The 15590-nt window shown below is 70.1% G+C and carries 14 protein-coding genes and 1 riboswitch; all 14 genes read left to right on the top strand.

Features of this window, described 5'->3' with window-relative positions; all coding sequences use genetic code 11:
• The first annotated feature begins 112 nt into the window (after window positions 1-112).
• A complete protein-coding gene (locus tag ACFVV1_RS06585; RefSeq protein ID WP_389985435.1) occupies window positions 113-799 on the top strand; it encodes a hypothetical protein in 687 nt (228 codons plus the stop codon).
• The gene (locus ACFVV1_RS06580) at window positions 796-2328 is read left to right on the top strand and encodes a protein kinase (protein ID WP_389985432.1); all 1533 of its coding nucleotides are present in this window, start codon (window positions 796-798) and stop codon (window positions 2326-2328) included. The genes ACFVV1_RS06585 and ACFVV1_RS06580 overlap by 4 nt, the downstream gene beginning before the upstream one ends.
• 74 nt (window positions 2329-2402) lie before the next feature.
• Window positions 2403-2966, top strand: coding sequence for a hypothetical protein (locus ACFVV1_RS06575; protein WP_389985429.1), 564 nt, complete (start codon window positions 2403-2405; stop codon window positions 2964-2966).
• Window positions 2967-3020: 54 nt separating this feature from the next.
• On the top strand, window positions 3021-3854 hold the full coding sequence (locus ACFVV1_RS06570; protein ID WP_384450823.1) for a glycoside hydrolase domain-containing protein: 834 nt from the start codon (window positions 3021-3023) through the stop codon (window positions 3852-3854).
• A gap of 258 nt (window positions 3855-4112) precedes the next feature.
• Window positions 4113-4769: a SurA N-terminal domain-containing protein gene (locus ACFVV1_RS06565; RefSeq protein ID WP_389985426.1), complete on the top strand. Its 657-nt coding sequence runs from the start codon at window positions 4113-4115 to the stop codon at window positions 4767-4769.
• Window positions 4770-4815: 46 nt separating this feature from the next.
• Window positions 4816-5778 carry a nucleoside triphosphate pyrophosphohydrolase gene (locus ACFVV1_RS06560; RefSeq protein WP_389985423.1) on the top strand — a complete coding sequence of 321 codons (963 nt, stop codon included), beginning with the start codon at window positions 4816-4818 and terminating at the stop codon, window positions 5776-5778.
• A gap of 9 nt (window positions 5779-5787) precedes the next feature.
• On the top strand, window positions 5788-7173 hold the full coding sequence (locus ACFVV1_RS06555; RefSeq protein ID WP_389985420.1) for a cytochrome P450: 1386 nt from the start codon (window positions 5788-5790) through the stop codon (window positions 7171-7173).
• A gap of 105 nt (window positions 7174-7278) precedes the next feature.
• Window positions 7279-8226 carry a transglycosylase family protein gene (locus tag ACFVV1_RS06550; RefSeq protein WP_389985417.1) on the top strand — a complete coding sequence of 316 codons (948 nt, stop codon included), beginning with the start codon at window positions 7279-7281 and terminating at the stop codon, window positions 8224-8226.
• A gap of 300 nt (window positions 8227-8526) precedes the next feature.
• Window positions 8527-8698, top strand: a riboswitch (cyclic di-AMP (ydaO/yuaA leader).
• 3 nt (window positions 8699-8701) lie between these two features.
• Entirely contained in the window at window positions 8702-9448 is a 747-nt protein-coding gene (locus ACFVV1_RS06545) for a transglycosylase family protein (RefSeq protein WP_389985415.1), read from the top strand.
• A gap of 339 nt (window positions 9449-9787) precedes the next feature.
• Entirely contained in the window at window positions 9788-11074 is a 1287-nt protein-coding gene (eno, locus tag ACFVV1_RS06540; protein WP_389985413.1) for a phosphopyruvate hydratase, read from the top strand.
• A gap of 188 nt (window positions 11075-11262) precedes the next feature.
• Window positions 11263-11733: a septum formation initiator family protein gene (locus ACFVV1_RS06535; RefSeq protein WP_389985410.1), complete on the top strand. Its 471-nt coding sequence runs from the start codon at window positions 11263-11265 to the stop codon at window positions 11731-11733.
• Between the two features lie 70 nt (window positions 11734-11803).
• On the top strand, window positions 11804-12337 hold the full coding sequence (locus ACFVV1_RS06530; protein ID WP_072488302.1) for a DUF501 domain-containing protein: 534 nt from the start codon (window positions 11804-11806) through the stop codon (window positions 12335-12337).
• Window positions 12338-12614: 277 nt separating this feature from the next.
• Window positions 12615-13556, top strand: coding sequence for an exopolyphosphatase (locus ACFVV1_RS06525; protein WP_389985406.1), 942 nt, complete (start codon window positions 12615-12617; stop codon window positions 13554-13556).
• 471 nt (window positions 13557-14027) lie between these two features.
• Window positions 14028-15413: an NAD(P)/FAD-dependent oxidoreductase gene (locus tag ACFVV1_RS06520; RefSeq protein ID WP_389985403.1), complete on the top strand. Its 1386-nt coding sequence runs from the start codon at window positions 14028-14030 to the stop codon at window positions 15411-15413.
• Window positions 15414-15590: the final 177 nt, after the last annotated feature.

The following is a 15590-nucleotide window of genomic DNA, read 5'->3' as shown; positions in this document are numbered from 1 at the left end:
ACAACGGTTCCGTACAACCCGGGGCGGGTTGTCGGTGTCGCCCTTTACGCTCGGACATGCGTGCATCGAGCGTGCGCGTGGACGATCAACGACCAGGTCTCCAGGAGCAGCCATGTACGCCCCGGGTCATCCGCCGACGCCGCCGCGCCGGGTTCCCAGCCGGGCCTGGATCGTCTCGATGCGTGTGCTGTTCGTCGTGCTCCCGGTGTGCTCGCTCGGACTGCTGCTGTGGAGCCCGCTCCTCCGCCTCGCGATCGTGCGCCGCCGGGCGTCCGACTGGTGGCTGACCGGGGCCGGTTTCGTGTTCGTCTGTGCGCTGCTGCCGATCCTCGGCAGGGACGGCAGCGACGACCCCAGCGGCATCGACAACGTCCTCATACCGCTGCTGCTGGTGATGATGGTGGCCGCTCCCGCGTACTACCTGGTCGGGGACATCCGCCACTACGAACAGCTCACGAAGCGGAGCGTCATGGGCGGGTACGCGCCCTTGGCACCGGGGTACGGATACGCCGCCACGGTGCCCGCGCCCGCACCGGCACCGGCACCCGCCGCGCCGCTCCCCACTCCCATACCGGCCGCCGCGCGCGTACAACAGCCGCCCGCCGCACCACCACAGCCGTACCAGCAGCCCCAGCCTCGCCCCGAGGCTCACTCCCGACCGCACCCCCGGAGCCCCCACCCCCACACGCAGCCCCAGCGCATCGACCAGGTCCGCGCCGAGCTCGACGAGTTGAGCGACTACCTCCGCGGCGACCAGCTCCGTAAGGGCGACGACCTCCGTAACGAGGAGAACCGGTGAGCGGACGCGTCATCGGCGGGCGGTACCAGCTGGCGACCGTCCTCGGCCAGGGCGGTATGGGCCAGGTCTGGACGGCGTACGACCAGCGCCTGGACCGCCGGGTCGCGGTGAAGCTGCTCCGCCCCGACCGGGTCACCGGCACAGTCGGCAGCGAGGCGGCGGACGAGCTGCGCCGCCGCTTCGTCCGCGAGTGCCGGGTCACCGCCCAGGTCGACCACCCGGGCCTGGTCACGGTGCACGACGCGGGGAGCGACGGCGACGACCTGTTCCTCGTCATGCAGTACGTCGAGGGCGCCGACCTCGCCGACCACCTCGCCGAGCACGACCCGTACCCCTGGCAGTGGTCCGTCGCGGTCGCCGCCCAGATCTGCGCCGTCCTCGCCGCCGTGCACGCGGTGCCGATCGTCCACCGCGACCTCAAGCCCCGCAATGTGATGGTGCGTCCGGACGGCACCGTCACCGTCCTCGACCTGGGCGTCGCCTCCGTCCTGGACACCGACACCACCCGCCTCACCCACACCGGTTCACCGATCGGCTCCCCGGCCTACATGGCGCCCGAGCAGGCGATGGGCGGTGCCGTCGGCCCGTACACCGATCTGTACGCACTCGGCGTGCTCCTCCACGAACTCCTCAGCGGCGACGTGCCGTTCGCGGGATCGACCGCCCTCGGCGTGCTGCACCGCCACCTCTACGAGCAGCCGCTCCCGGTCCGCGGGATCCGGCCCGACATCCCCGAGCCGCTCGAAGCGCTGGTGCTGCGGCTGCTGGCCAAGGACCCGCAGCACCGCCCGGCCGGCGCGCAGGAGGTGTACGAACACCTCGCCCCGCTGCTCCCCTCCCGGGGTAACGGGCTGCCCACCGGGCCGCTCGACCCGACCCGTCCGTTCCTGCGCCCGCACGCCCCCTGGCCCGACCGCGCCACCACACCGCCCCCGGCCCCGGCCGCACCGACGTCCGCCCGGCCCGATGTCGCAGCCGCCGTCGACGACGTCAAGAAACTGCTCGGAGAGGGCCGTATCACCCAGGCCGTGGACATCCTCGGCTCGATCCTCCCGGTCGCGGCCGAACAGCACGGCGAGGACTCCGCCGTGGTCCGCATCCTGCGCAAGCAGTACGCGGCGACGCTGATGGACGACGGCCAGTACCGCCGCGCCCTGCCCGAACTGCGCCGCCTCGCCGACGACCGCGCCGCGGAGGCCGGCCCGGCCGACGCCCGGACACTCCAGTTCCGCTACGACGCGGCCCAGTGCCTGGAACAGCTCGGCGAACCGGCCGCCGCGCTCGCGGAGTACCGCGCCGTTCTCCCGTACTACGAGAACCACCACGCCACGGGCAACGATCCGGCCCGCTCCTTCGAGATCCGCAACCGCATCGGGCACCTGCTGCTCGCGGTCGGCGACCACGTGGCGGCGCGCGTACAGCTGCAGGGGCTGCTGTACGACACGGAGCGGGCCTACGGACCGCACCATCCACTGCCGGTGGAGCTGCGCCGCCTCCTCGACCGCCAGGTGGAAGTGCACGGCGGCTGACGGGGTCCTGCCGGGGACCGGCAGAGGGGGAGATCTCCAGTCGGTCCCGGGCGCTGTCGGCTGCCGTTGCGGCGATGCCGGAGCCCGGTGAGCAGGCCGAGGTGACCGCGCTGGTGAATCTGAGCGAGGTCTCGTCCAAGAAGAACATAGTGATGGGGATTGCCGCGGCGGTCTTGAGCGGCGGTGCGATGACTGTGGCTGCGGCTCCGCAGCCGATGTACCTTGCGGTGACCGGGAAGCGGCTGTTCATATTCCAGGCGAACCAGTTCTTTGTGAAGCCGGACCGGCACGTGGCCACGTTCCAGATCAAGGACGTGAAGCGGACCGAGGTCGAGCGGGGGCTGTTGAAGCATTCGTTCATCCTGGTCGACGAGTCGCTGGGGAGGGCTCTGCGCCTCTTCTTCCCGCTGGTCAGCCGAAAGGAACTGGACGAGGTGGCACGGCGGATCGCTGTGGCGTCGGCACAGGAACCGGCAGTGCCGAGGTCTGGCGCTCGCCTGGAGAGGCCGACGGGCCCCGACGTAGGCGGTGAAGGCAATGAGCACGTCAAGTTTCCGCAATGGCTGGACAGAACGCCCCAATTGTCGGCGAGTCGGCGATCACGGTGTGAGACCGTGATCTGCCGCCGGGGCGGCTGACGACTCGCCTGCCCCGTCGGCCTCACACTTCGCTCGAGCACTGTCGAGGTCTCTGTGCCTTCTCACCGCATATCCAAGAAGCGCCGCCGTATCTCCCTGGCCGTGGCAGGCGTCGCCGTTCTCGCCGGTGGCGCGTTCGCCGCCGAGGCCGCCACCGCCACCACGGTCTCCAGGCCCGCCCCGAAGATCTACACCGGGCATGTCTTCGACACCTGCACCGCACCGTCGCTGACCACCATGAAGGGCTGGTACAGCTCCTCCGTCTACCACGGTGCCGCCGTGTACGTCGGCGGGAAGAACCGCGGCTGCGCGCAGCCCAACCTCACCGCCTCCTGGGTGAAGTCCGTCAGCGCCGTCGGCTGGAAGCTGGTCCCGCTGTATGTCGGCGCGCAGCCGCCGTGCCAGACCAGCGCCAACCCGGAGAAGATGACCGCCGCCAACGCCACCTCACTGGCCGTCACCGACGCCAACGACGCCGTGGCGAAGGAAGCCGCGCTCGGCATGAAGCCGGGCAGTCCGGTCTACCTCGACATGGAGTACTTCGACCCGAAGAACACCTCCTGTGTGAACACGGTGCTCGCCTACATCCGGTCGTTCGACAAGACGGTCAAGGCCAAGGGGTACTGGTCCGGCTTCTACGGCTTCAGCAACTCCAGCGCCGCCGTCGTGGCCAACGCCACGAACCGTACGGACCTGCCGGAGATCCTCTGGTACGCCCGCTACGACGACGTGTACTCCACCACCAAGGGCTTCCCGTACGCCTCGACGCTGTACACGGGGCACCGCCGCGGCCACCAGTACGCCGTCAACAAGAAGGTGACGCACACCGGCGGCACGCTCACGATCGACCGGAACGCCTGGGACGCGCCGGTCGCGATCGTGGGCTAGTTCCCGGAGACCGGGGGCGGTGACGTGGACGGCGGTCGCTCCGGTGCGCTTCAGGCCGGTGACCGCCGAGGCCGGCCGGGTCCGGTCCAGGCAGCCGAGCGCGTTTCCTGAACGCCGCGGAGCCCCGCGAGGGCTCCCACAACCCCAACTCCTTCCGAATCGTTGGTCGAACCAGTGGCCTCAACCACATCCACTGCCTAACATCGATCACCGCAAGGTCTTGTGCACTGATGCACAAACTCTCCCCGGGAGGTTCCTTTGCACCGCCGCCGTCGCACCGCGCTCACCGTCTCCGCCGCCCTGCTGGCCGGAGCCCCACTCCTGACCGCCTGCGGCAGCCAGGCCCACCCGGGCGCCGCGGCCCTCGTCGGCGGGGACCGGATCGAGGTGTCCACGCTGCAGGGCCAGGTGGCGGCGGTACGGGAGGCCCAGCGCGACTCGAAGGGCGCCTCGCAGCTCATCGACAAGTCCGGGCAGCTCAGCCGGGCCAAGCTGCACGGCATGATCTTCGACCGGGTCCTGGACCGGGCCGCGCGGGACGCGGGCGTGACCGTCAACCGTAACGAGATCCAGCAGATGCGGAAGGCGGCGGCCGCCCAGTCCGGGGGAGAGGCACAGCTGCGGACGGCGATGCTCCAGCAGAGCTGGGTGGCCCCCGACCAGATCGATGCCGTCCTGCGCGAGCAGGTCCAGCTGACGAAGCTGGCCCAGGCGCTCGGCGCCGACCTGCAGCAGCCCGAGGGGCAGAAGGCCGTCGGCGACGCGCTCAGCAAGGCGTCGAAAGAACTGAAGGTCGACGTCAATCCGCGCTACGGCGCCTGGGACGACAAGCAGACCCAGCTCGCCAACTACAAGGCCCCCTGGATCAAGCAGGTCACCAAGCCCGCCGGGGCGGGCGCCGAGTCCGGCGCCTAGAAGACCGGGGAAACGGCCACCGGACCGACCGGAGTAGATTCGAACGGTGAACGCTGAAGATCCCGGCCGCATCGTCCTGCTCACCGCCAGTCACCGCGTCGCGCCCGGGCTCCTGTCCTGGCCCGCCTGGCAGGCGCTGCACGGCGCCGACCGGGTGCTCTGCGCCGAGCAGGGCAATCCGCAGCTGCCGTATCTGCGCGAGGCGGGCGTCGCCGTCGAGCAGTCCGCGCCCTCCGCGCAGGAACTCGTCGACGCCTGCGCGGGCGGCCGGAGCGTCGTCGTCCTCACGGGCGGCGAAGGCAATCAGCCGCTGACCGACGGGCTCGCGCGGCTGGCCGGTTCGGGGCGGGTGCAGATGCCGGACCTGGAGCTGCTGCCCGGTTCGTACGATCTGCCGGGTGCCAGGCTCCTCGATCTGGTCCAGGTCATGGACCGGATCCGGCTCGAATGCCCCTGGACCTCGCAGAAGACCCACAAGGGCCTCGCCAAGTACGCCATCGAGGAGGCGTACGAACTCGTCGAGGCGATCGAGGACGGCGACCGCGACGAGCTGCGCGAGGAGCTCGGGGACGTACTGCTCCAGGTCGTCTTCCACGCGCGGATCGCGGAGGAGGATGAAGAGGAACCGTTCTCCGTCGACGACGTGGCCGCGACCCTCGTCGAGAAGCTGATCCACCGCCACCCGCACGTCTTCGGCGACGAGACCGCCGAGACCCCGGAGGACGTCCACGCGCACTGGCTGCGGACCAAGGCCGTCGAGAAGCAGCGCGACTCGGTCACCGACGGCGTGCCGCTCGGCCAGCCCGGGCTGGCCCTGGCGGCGAAACTGGCCGGCCGGGTCCGCACCGCGGGGCTCGACGTGGCGCTCCCCACGGGCGACGGCATCGGTTACGAGCTCCTCGCCCTCGCCGTACGCGCCGAACGCGACGGCATCGACCCCGAGGCCGCACTGCGAGCCGCGGGCCGCGCCTACCGGGACGCCATCCGGGCGGCGGAGGGCAACGGATAACGTCGGGGGGTGAACCACAGCCCCGCCGCCCGCCCCGCCGGTCAGCCCGCGGACGACCGCGACGACCGTCCGGCCGATCAGCCGACGGACGGCCTCGCCGCCTGCCCCGCCGGTCAGCCCGCCGCCCGCCCCGCCGACGCACCCGAACTCTTCACGTGGGAGTTCGCCACCGACCCGTACCCGGCCTACGCCTGGCTGCGCGAGCACAGCCCCGTGCACCGTACCGCGCTGCCCAGCGGCGTCGAGGCCTGGCTCGTGACCCGGTACGCGGATGCCCGGCAGGCCCTCGCCGACACCCGGCTCTCCAAGAACCCGGCGCACCACGCCGAGCCGGCGCACGCCAAGGGGAAGACGGGCATCCCGGGCGAGCGCAAGGCGGAGCTGATGACGCATCTGCTGAACATCGACCCGCCCGACCACACCCGGCTGCGCCGCCTCGTCTCCAAGGCGTTCACTCCGCGCCGGGTCGCCGAGTTCGCCCCGCGCGTGCAGGAACTGACGGACCGCCTCATCGACCGCTTCATCGCGGAAGGGAAGGCGGACCTCATCCACGACTTCGCGTTCCCGCTCCCCATCTACGCGATCTGCGATCTGCTCGGTGTCCCGCCCGAGGACCAGGACGACTTCCGGGACTGGGCGGGCATGATGATCCGGCACGGCGGCGGCCCGCGCGGCGGGGTGGCCAGGTCGGTGAAGAAGATGCGCGGCTATCTCGCCGAACTGATCCACCGTAAAAGGGAGAACCCGGGGGACGATCTGATCTCGGGGCTGATCCGGGCCAGTGACCACGGCGAGCACCTCACCGAGAACGAGGCCGCGGCCATGGCCTTCATCCTCCTCTTCGCCGGATTCGAGACAACGGTCAATCTCATCGGCAACGGGGTGTACGCCCTGCTGCGCAACCCCGCACAGCGCGAGCGGCTGCAACTCTCCCTCGACGCGGGGGAGAGCCGGCTGCTGGAGACCGGGATCGAGGAACTGCTGCGATACGACGGTCCGGTGGAGCTGGCGACCTGGCGGTTCGCCACCGAGCCGCTGACGCTCGGCGGACAGGAGATCGCGGCCGGCGACCCCGTACTCGTCGTGCTCGCCGCCGCCGACCGCGACCCGGAACGCTTCGAGGACCCCGACACGCTCGACCTCGCACGGAGTGACAATCAGCACCTCGGATACGGGCACGGCATCCACTACTGCCTGGGAGCACCGCTCGCCCGGCTGGAGGGGCAGACCGCGCTCGCCACGCTTCTGAGGCGCCTTCCTGACCTGCGGCTTGCGGTGGAACCTGCCGATTTGCGGTGGCGTGGCGGGCTCATCATGCGTGGGCTGCGCACGCTGCCCGTGGAGTTCGCACCGGGGTCCGCCTCCACGCAAGGTGACACTCTGTCAAGTCTGTGACTTTCACGTGATCTGCGCTGCATCGACTTGTGACGCGCGTTCGAGTCCCGCTAGGTTCACCGTTCGACTCACCAGTCACTCGTCAGTCACACGGAAGGCATCCCCATGGGCTCCGCGAACGGCAGACACCGTCGCCCTCGTCAGGCACCCGCCATCGTCGTCGCCGCGGGCGTGACCGGATCGGCCATCGCCATCCCGCTGCTCGGCGCGGCCGGCGCGCACGCGGCCGAAGCCACGACCTGGGACCGGGTGGCCGAGTGCGAGAGCGGCGGCATGTGGAGCGCCGACCTCGGCAACGGCTTCTACGGCGGCCTGCAGTTCTCGCAGGAGACCTGGAAGGCGTACGGCGGCGAGTCGTACGCCGAGCGCGCCGACCTCGCCAGCCGCGCGCAGCAGATAGCCGTGGCCGAGAAGGTCCTGGAGGACCGGGGCCCGCGGGCCTGGCCCAGCTGTGCGGTCATCTCCGGCCTTGCGGAGGACGGGGTGCTGCCGGGCGTCGATCCGGGGGTCGCACCCTCCCCCGAGCCGACGCGGAGCACGGAGCCGGCTGACGGCACGTCGGCGGCCGCGTCCGATGACGCCACACCGCCGGACAGCGCCTCGGACGGCGTAGACGGTTCGAAGGGCAAGAAGGACAAGAAGGACAAGGCCGGAACCTCCGCGCAGCCTTCGGCCACCGAGTCGGCCGCCGCGTCCTCCGACGCGCCCGAAGTGTCCGATGCGCGGGATTCATCCGATTCCTCCGGCCGTACGGGTGGCAAGCACCGCGGCGCACCGGCCCCCGAGGGGAGTCGGGGCGCGGACAGCGGCCTCGACCGCGAGTCGGGCCGCCACGCCTCCCGCGGCGACGGTGACGCACGCGATGCGGGCGCGTCGGCCGCCGACGGCACGTACACCGTCCGCCCCGGCGACAACCTCTGGGCGATTGCTGACGCACAGAAGGTTCCTGGTGGCTGGCCCGCGCTCTACGAGGCCAACAAGAGCGCCGTCGGTTCCGACCCGGACCTCATCCTCCCTGGCCGGAGTCTCGATCTCGGCGTGAAGGCCGAGTGAGGGCGGTCTGAAAATCGGCTAAAAGAGCCCCAAAAACCGGGGTAGTTCAGAGGCCTATGTCCGCTTATGCGTAAGTGAGACATGGGTCTCTTTGCGTCAACTGGCGTGTCGCGCCCACGGAGTCCTGCCGTATCGCCTCCCACCTGCGAAAACGACGGTTCCTCACATGCAAGTAAGGGCTGATTGTCCGATGTGTCCTCCTTTGAAAGTGGGGGTTGCGTATGTTTACGGTCGGAACCGCTCGCACCGCGGGCCCCGTCGACCGTCACGCCGAATCCTGCCGTCGGTCGAAGGGAACAGACGCGTAAAGCGCCGTAGGCAGGAGCGGGGGACCCAGGTAAGCGCCGGGCCCGATCGTCGAAAGACGCATCAGGACCGGCTTGGGGTGAAGTCGCGTGCTAGGACGTGCGACCGGGCAACTCACTTGGCCCGAACCCGACAGCTCACCTCGTAGGCGTCGGTGAGGAGAAGTTCCATGCTGTTTTCCAGCAAGGGCAAGCACCGCCGCCCGTCCAAGGCCGTCCGTGTCGCCACGCTCGCCGGTGTCGCCGGTGCCGCCGTCGCCGTTCCGCTGATGGGTGCGACCGGCGCCTCCGCCGCCTCCGTCGCCACCTGGGACGCCGTCGCCCGGTGCGAGTCGGGTGGCAACTGGTCCATCAACACCGGTAACGGCTACTACGGCGGTCTGCAGTTCTCGCAGTCCAGCTGGGCCGCCGCCGGCGGTACGCAGTACGCCCCCCGTGCCGACCTGGCCACCAAGGCCCAGCAGATCGCCACCGCCGAGAAGCTCCTCGCCATGCAGGGTCCGGGCGCCTGGGGCTGCGCCGGTGCCGGCAACCTGAGCAACGACGGTGTCGACCCGGGCGTCGACACCGGCTCCTCCTCGAACTCCGGCGCCACCAAGCAGCAGAGCGCCCCGGCCGCGCCGACGCAGCAGGCGCAGCCGAAGAAGGCCGAGCGCACCGAGGTCCCCGCCGCCACCCGCTCGGACCGCTCCGCCGCCCCGCAGGCCGAGTCCAAGAAGACCGTCACCACCCCGACCGGCCAGAAGGTCAAGAAGGGTGACGGCGAGTACGAGGTCGTCTCCGGCGATTCCCTGAGCAGGATCGCCGCCGACCACCAGGTCAAGGGTGGCTGGCAGCGGTTGTTCGAGCTGAACAAGGACATCGTCAAGGACGCGGACCTGATCTACCCGGGTCAGCAGCTGCACCTGACCAAGTAGTCCAGGCCCTCTCCTCCCCGAGCACCCCGGCCCGGCGCGCATTCCCCCGTACGCGCCGGGCCGGGGTTTCCTGTGTCGCGCGCCACCTCTGCGTGACGCGCTACCTCTGCGTGAAGTTCCACCTCTGCGCGGCGCTTCACCTCTGTGTGATCGTTCAACTGTTGTGGTTACTGACCAGTAAAATTCTGACGGTTTGTCCGGTGGTGCGCACCCTTGGGCCCTTTTTCGTCCCAGGGGTCGGGCGGTCGTCCGACTGAGCGGGCCGGGCCGGTTAGGCTCTTGTCGCAAGGCCAAAGTGACCCTGCACAACCAGTGTCATATCCCAGAAGGAGATGCCTCGTGCCGTCCATCGACGTCGTCGTAGCCCGGGAAATCCTCGACTCCCGGGGGAACCCCACGGTCGAGGTCGAGGTTGGCCTCGACGACGGCAGCACGGGCCGTGCTGCCGTGCCGTCCGGCGCCTCCACCGGTGCGTTCGAGGCCATTGAGCTTCGCGACGGTGACCCCAACCGCTACCACGGCAAGGGCGTGGAGAAGGCCGTCCTCGCCGTGATCGAGCAGATCGGCCCGGAGCTCGTCGGTTACGACGCGACCGAGCAGCGGCTGATCGACCAGGCGATGTTCGACCTGGACGCCACCGAGAACAAGGGCTCGCTCGGCGCCAACGCCATCCTCGGCGTCTCGCTGGCCGTCGCCCACGCCGCCTCCGAGGCCTCGGACCTGCCGCTCTTCCGCTACCTCGGCGGCCCGAACGCGCACCTGCTGCCCGTTCCGATGATGAACATCCTCAACGGTGGGTCGCACGCCGACTCCAACGTGGACATCCAGGAGTTCATGATCGCCCCGATCGGCGCGGAGTCCTTCTCCGAGGCCCTGCGCTGGGGTGCCGAGGTCTACCACACGCTGAAGAAGGTCCTGAAGACCAAGGGACTTTCGACCGGTCTCGGTGACGAGGGCGGCTTCGCGCCGAACCTGGAGTCGAACCGCGCCGCCCTCGACCTCATCGTCGAGGCCATCAAGGAAGCCGGCTACGTCCCGGGCAAGGACATCGCGCTCGCGCTCGACGTCGCCGCGTCCGAGTTCTACAAGGACGGCACGTACGAGTTCGAGGGCAAGTCCCGCTCGGCCGCCGAGATGACGGAGTACTACGAGGAGCTCGTCGCCGCGTACCCGCTGGTCTCCATCGAGGACCCGCTGTACGAGGACGACTGGGCCGGCTGGAAGGTCATCACCGACAGGCTCGGCGCCAAGGTGCAGATCGTCGGCGACGACCTCTTCGTCACCAACCCGGAGCGCCTGGCCCGCGGCATCGAGGAGGGCTCCGCCAACGCCCTGCTCGTCAAGGTCAACCAGATCGGTTCGCTGACCGAGACCCTGGACGCCGTCGAGCTCGCCCAGCGCAACGGCTTCAAGTGCATGATGTCCCACCGCTCGGGCGAGACCGAGGACGTCACCATCGCGGACCTCGCCGTCGCGGTGAACTGCGGCCAGATCAAGACCGGCGCCCCGGCCCGCTCGGACCGCGTCGCCAAGTACAACCAGCTGCTGCGCATCGAGGAGATCCTCGACGACGCCGCGGTGTACGCGGGCCGCTCCGCGTTCCCCCGGTTTCGCTCTGCGAACTAATAGGCACAGCGCTCTGCGAACCAATGAGCACAGCGCTCTGCGAACCGATAAGCACAGCAAGGGCTGAGCACCGGCCCAAGGGCTGAGCACCGGCCCGTCGCGGGCCGAAGCACCCGGCTTCCGTCCGTCCCCGCACTCGGTCCCGTACCGTGTGCGGGGACGGACGTGCGTAATGGGGAGGCGGAGACATGGCCGCGAAGGACCGGGACCGGTTCTCCACCGCGACCCGGCTGCGGCTGCTCGGCGAGCAGACCGCCGCCCGTGTCTACCGGTCGCAGAACCGCCGTCAGGCCCACCGCTCCCGGCTCACCGGCCGGGCGGCCTTCCTCGCCCTCGTCGTCTGCTCCCTGGTGGTGGCGCTCGCGTACCCGATGCGGCAGTACGTCTCGCAGCGGGACGAGATCGCCGACCAGGAGCGCCTGGCGCAGGAGGCCCGCGACCGCACCGAGGAGCTGCGCGACGAGAAGGCGCGCCTCCAGGACGACGCGTACGTCAGGCAGCTGGCCCGCAAGCACCTGCACTACCTTCTTCCCGGGGAGACCGGTTATACGGTGATCGACCCCGACGCGGTCAAGGAGCGCAACGGCACGACGGACGATTCCGACCAGCCGTGGCACTCCAACCTCTGGGACGGCGTCGACAGCGCCGACCGCGACTGACTCTCTTCGTCCCTCCTTCATCCCTCTGCAGAACCGCAGTTCGAGCAGCCCGATCAGAACCTAGGCAGGCATGGAAACCCCCCCTCCGCAGACCGAGCCCACCGCGCCCACCGAGGCGGACATCGCCGCGTTCCAGCAGCAGCTGGGCCGCCCGCCGCGCGGGCTGCGCGCGATCGCGCACCGCTGCCCGTGCGGCAACCCGGACGTGGTCGAGACGCAGCCCCGGCTGGAGGACGGTACGCCGTTCCCGACGACGTATTACCTGACGTGCCCGCGCGCCGCGTCCGCGATCGGCACGCTGGAGGCGAACGGCGTCATGAAGGAGATGACCGAGCGCCTCGGTACGGACCCCGAGCTGGCCGCCGCGTACCGGGCCGCGCACGAGGACTACATCGCCCGGCGCGACGCCATCGAGGTGCTGGAGGGCTTTCCGAGCGCGGGGGGCATGCCGGACCGGGTGAAGTGCCTGCACGTGCTGGTCGGGCACTCGCTGGCCGCGGGGCCCGGGGTGAACCCGCTGGGCGACGAGGCGATCGCGATGCTGCCGGAGTGGTGGCGCAAGGGGCCGTGCGTTTCGCCGTGCGGCGCGCCGGACGAGGGCTGACCGTTCCCACCGGGGGCTCTGCCCCCGGACTCCCGTTCCTCGATCGCCGGGGGGCTTGATTTGGGGCTCTGCCCCCGGACTCCCGTTCCTCGATCGCCGGGGGGCTTGATTTGGGGCTCTGCCCCCGGACTCCCGCTCCTCGATCGCCGGGGGGCTTGATTTGGGGCTCTGCCCCCGGACTCCCGCTCCTCGATCGCCGGAGGGGCTTGAATGGGGGCTCCGCCCCCGGACCCCCGCTCCTCGATCGCCGGAGGGGCTTGAATTTCTAGGAGCACCCATGACCCGCGTGGCCGCCATCGACTGCGGTACCAACTCCATCCGTCTGCTCGTCGCAGACGCGGACCCGTCCACCGGTGAGCTCGTCGAGCTCGACCGGCGGATGGAGATCGTCCGCCTCGGGCAGGGCGTCGACCGCACCGGCCGGCTCGCGCCCGAGGCCCTGGAGCGGACCTTCGCCGCCTGCCGCCAGTACGCGGAGGCGATCAAGGAGCACGGCGCGCGGAAGATCCGCTTCGTCGCCACCTCCGCCTCCCGCGACGCGGAGAACAGGGACGAGTTCGTCCGCGGTGTGCTGGACATTCTGGGCGTCGAGCCCGAGGTGATCAGCGGTGACGAGGAGGCGGAGTTCTCCTTCATCGGCGCCACCAAGGAGCTCGCGGGCCGCGACCACTTCGAGAAGCCGTATCTCGTCGTGGACATCGGCGGCGGCTCCACCGAGTTCGTCGTCGGCGACGACCATGTGCGGGCCGCGCGCTCCGTGGACATAGGGTGCGTCCGGATGACCGAGCGGCACCTCGTGCACGACGGCGTCGTGAGCGATCCGCCGACCCCCGATGAGATCGCCGCGATCCGCGCCGACATCGACGTGGCCCTCGACCTCGCCGAGGAGAGCGTCCCGCTGACCGGGGCCGCCACCCTCGTCGGCCTCGCCGGGACGGTCACCACGGTCGCCGCGATCGCCCTGGGGCTGGACGCGTACGACTCCGAGGCGATCCACCACTCCCGGATCACCATCGAACAGGTCCAGGAGATCACCGGACGGCTCCTCGCCTCCACCCACGCCGAGCGTGCCGCGATCGGCGCCATGCATCCGGGGCGGGTCGACGTGATCACCTCCGGGGCGCTGATCCTGCTCGCCGTGATGAAGCGGACCGGGGCCCGGGAAGTCGTCGTCAGCGAGCACGACATCCTCGACGGAATCGGCTGGTCGGTCGCGTAGGGCCCGCCTCCGCGGCGACCGTGAGCGGCGGTGCGCACCGGCCTTCCGCAGGGTGCCGAAACGGCGCTCATACGCATTCCGGCCTGCACCTTCGAGCTGGTGTGGGCCACCCGAGGGGCGCTCCGCGAGACACGTCGCGACGAAGTTCGTGAACTTCTTCACAAGGAATTCGGCCCCGCGGAGGGCAGTTCTGGTCCGTACGGGCATCCAGGGCCGCTCGCGGGGTCGTTCCGTGCCGATACAAGAATGTTCCGGGCGCGTTGCCGGCGGGTGGATCGGGGTGCTGGTTCGCCCGGTCCGGAGGCTCAAGGACCAGCTCACAGGCGGTGAGTAACGTTCGCCGCCGCGCCGTGGTTCCCCTCGGGGATCATGACCTCGGTCACGTGGGCGGCGAAGTGTAGCAGAGGGTGGGGGATACCTTGTGAAGGGGCTCACGAGCCCGCCCCCCGAGGGGGGTGGATACTCGATGGCATGAGCACCACGGAGCGTCCCAGGATCCTCGTAGTAGGCGGTGGGTACGTAGGCCTGTACGCAGCTCGGCGCATTCTGAAGAAGATGCGCTTCGGCGAGGCGACCGTCACGGTCGTCGACCCCCGGTCGTACATGACCTACCAGCCCTTCCTCCCGGAAGCCGCCGCCGGCAGCATCTCGCCTCGGCATGTCGTCGTCCCGCTGCGACGCGTACTGCCGAAGGCCGAGGTTCTCACCGGCCGTGTCACGACCATCGATCAGGACCGCAAGGTCGCCACGGTCGCGCCGCTCGTCGGCGAGGCCTACGAGCTGCCCTTCGACTACCTGGTCATCGCGATGGGCGCGGTCTCCCGTACCTTCCCGATCCCCGGCCTCGCCGAGCAGGGCATCGGCATGAAGGGCATCGAGGAGGCCATCGGCCTGCGCAACCACGTCCTCGAGCAGCTGGACAAGGCCGACTCGACGACCGATGAGGACGTCCGCCGCAGGGCGTTGACGTTCGTCTTCGTGGGCGGCGGGTTCGCCGGTGCGGAGACCATCGGCGAGGTCGAGGACATGGCCCGCGACGCGGCGAAGTACTACACGAACGTGAAGCGCGAGGACATGCGCTTCATCCTCGTCGACGCCGCCGACAAGATCCTTCCCGAGGTCGGCCCGAAGCTGGGCACCTGGGGCCGGGAGCACCTGGAGTCCCGCGGTGTCGAGGTCTTCCTCTCGACCTCCATGGACTCCTGCGTCGACGGTCATGTCGTGCTGAAGAACGGCCTCGAGGTCGACTCCAACACGATCGTGTGGACGGCCGGTGTGAAGCCGAACCCGGCGCTGGCCCGCTTCGGTCTGCCGCTCGGTCCGCGCGGTCACGTGGACACCTCCGAGAAGCTCCAGGTGCAGGGCACCGACTACATCTGGGCCGCGGGCGACAACGCCCAGGTCCCGGACATGGTCGGCCGCCGGGCCGGCAACCCGAACGCCTGGTGCCCGCCGAACGCCCAGCACGCGCTGCGTCAGGCCAAGGTCCTCGGTGACAACGTGATCTCCGGGATGCGGGGCTTCCCGCAGAAGGAGTACAGCCACGCCAACAAGGGTGCGGTCGCCGGTCTGGGGCTGCACAAGGGCGTCGCGATGATCGTCATGGGCAAGATGAAGATCAAGCTCAAGGGACGTCTCGCCTGGTACATGCACCGTGGCTACCACGGCATGGCGATGCCGACCTGGAACCGCAAGATCCGGATCTTCGCCGACTGGACTCTCGGTATGTTCCTCAAGCGCGAGGTCGTCTCGCTCGGTGCCATGGAGACGCCGCGCGAGGAGTTCTACGAGGCCGCCAAGCCGGCCCCGGCACCGGCCGCCGCCAAGGCCGTGGGCGAGAAGGCCAAGGCCTCCTAGCCCGCCCGCGGGTCCACTCGCCCGCGCAGTACGTGCACAACGCCCGAAGGGGCCGTCCGCCATCCGTGGTGCGGGCGGCCCCTTCGGCGTAACCACGCACCCCGGCCGTGGTGCGGGCGGCCCCTTCGGCGTAGCCACGCGCCCGGCCGAGATGCGCCCACGGATAAGTGTGCCGTA

Origin of the sequence: Streptomyces sp. NPDC058092 (assembly GCF_042884935.1) — a bacterium.
Taxonomy (GTDB): Bacteria; Actinomycetota; Actinomycetes; order Streptomycetales; family Streptomycetaceae; genus Streptomyces.
This window is presented reverse-complemented; position numbering and strand designations above follow the sequence as displayed.

What these genes read in the sequence shown, in the direction of transcription:
- ACFVV1_RS06535 (WP_389985410.1), top strand. Translation starts at nt 11,263, where the DNA reads ATGGCCGCGAAGGACCGGGACCGGTTCTCCACCGCGACCCGGCTGCGG.
- ACFVV1_RS06520 (WP_389985403.1), top strand. Translation starts at nt 14,028, where the DNA reads ATGAGCACCACGGAGCGTCCCAGGATCCTCGTAGTAGGCGGTGGGTAC.
- ACFVV1_RS06525 (WP_389985406.1), top strand. Translation starts at nt 12,615, where the DNA reads ATGACCCGCGTGGCCGCCATCGACTGCGGTACCAACTCCATCCGTCTG.
- ACFVV1_RS06550 (WP_389985417.1), top strand. Translation starts at nt 7,279, where the DNA reads ATGGGCTCCGCGAACGGCAGACACCGTCGCCCTCGTCAGGCACCCGCC.
- ACFVV1_RS06530 (WP_072488302.1), top strand. Translation starts at nt 11,804, where the DNA reads ATGGAAACCCCCCCTCCGCAGACCGAGCCCACCGCGCCCACCGAGGCG.
- ACFVV1_RS06545 (WP_389985415.1), top strand. Translation starts at nt 8,702, where the DNA reads ATGCTGTTTTCCAGCAAGGGCAAGCACCGCCGCCCGTCCAAGGCCGTC.
- ACFVV1_RS06585 (WP_389985435.1), top strand. Translation starts at nt 113, where the DNA reads ATGTACGCCCCGGGTCATCCGCCGACGCCGCCGCGCCGGGTTCCCAGC.
- ACFVV1_RS06575 (WP_389985429.1), top strand. Translation starts at nt 2,403, where the DNA reads ATGCCGGAGCCCGGTGAGCAGGCCGAGGTGACCGCGCTGGTGAATCTG.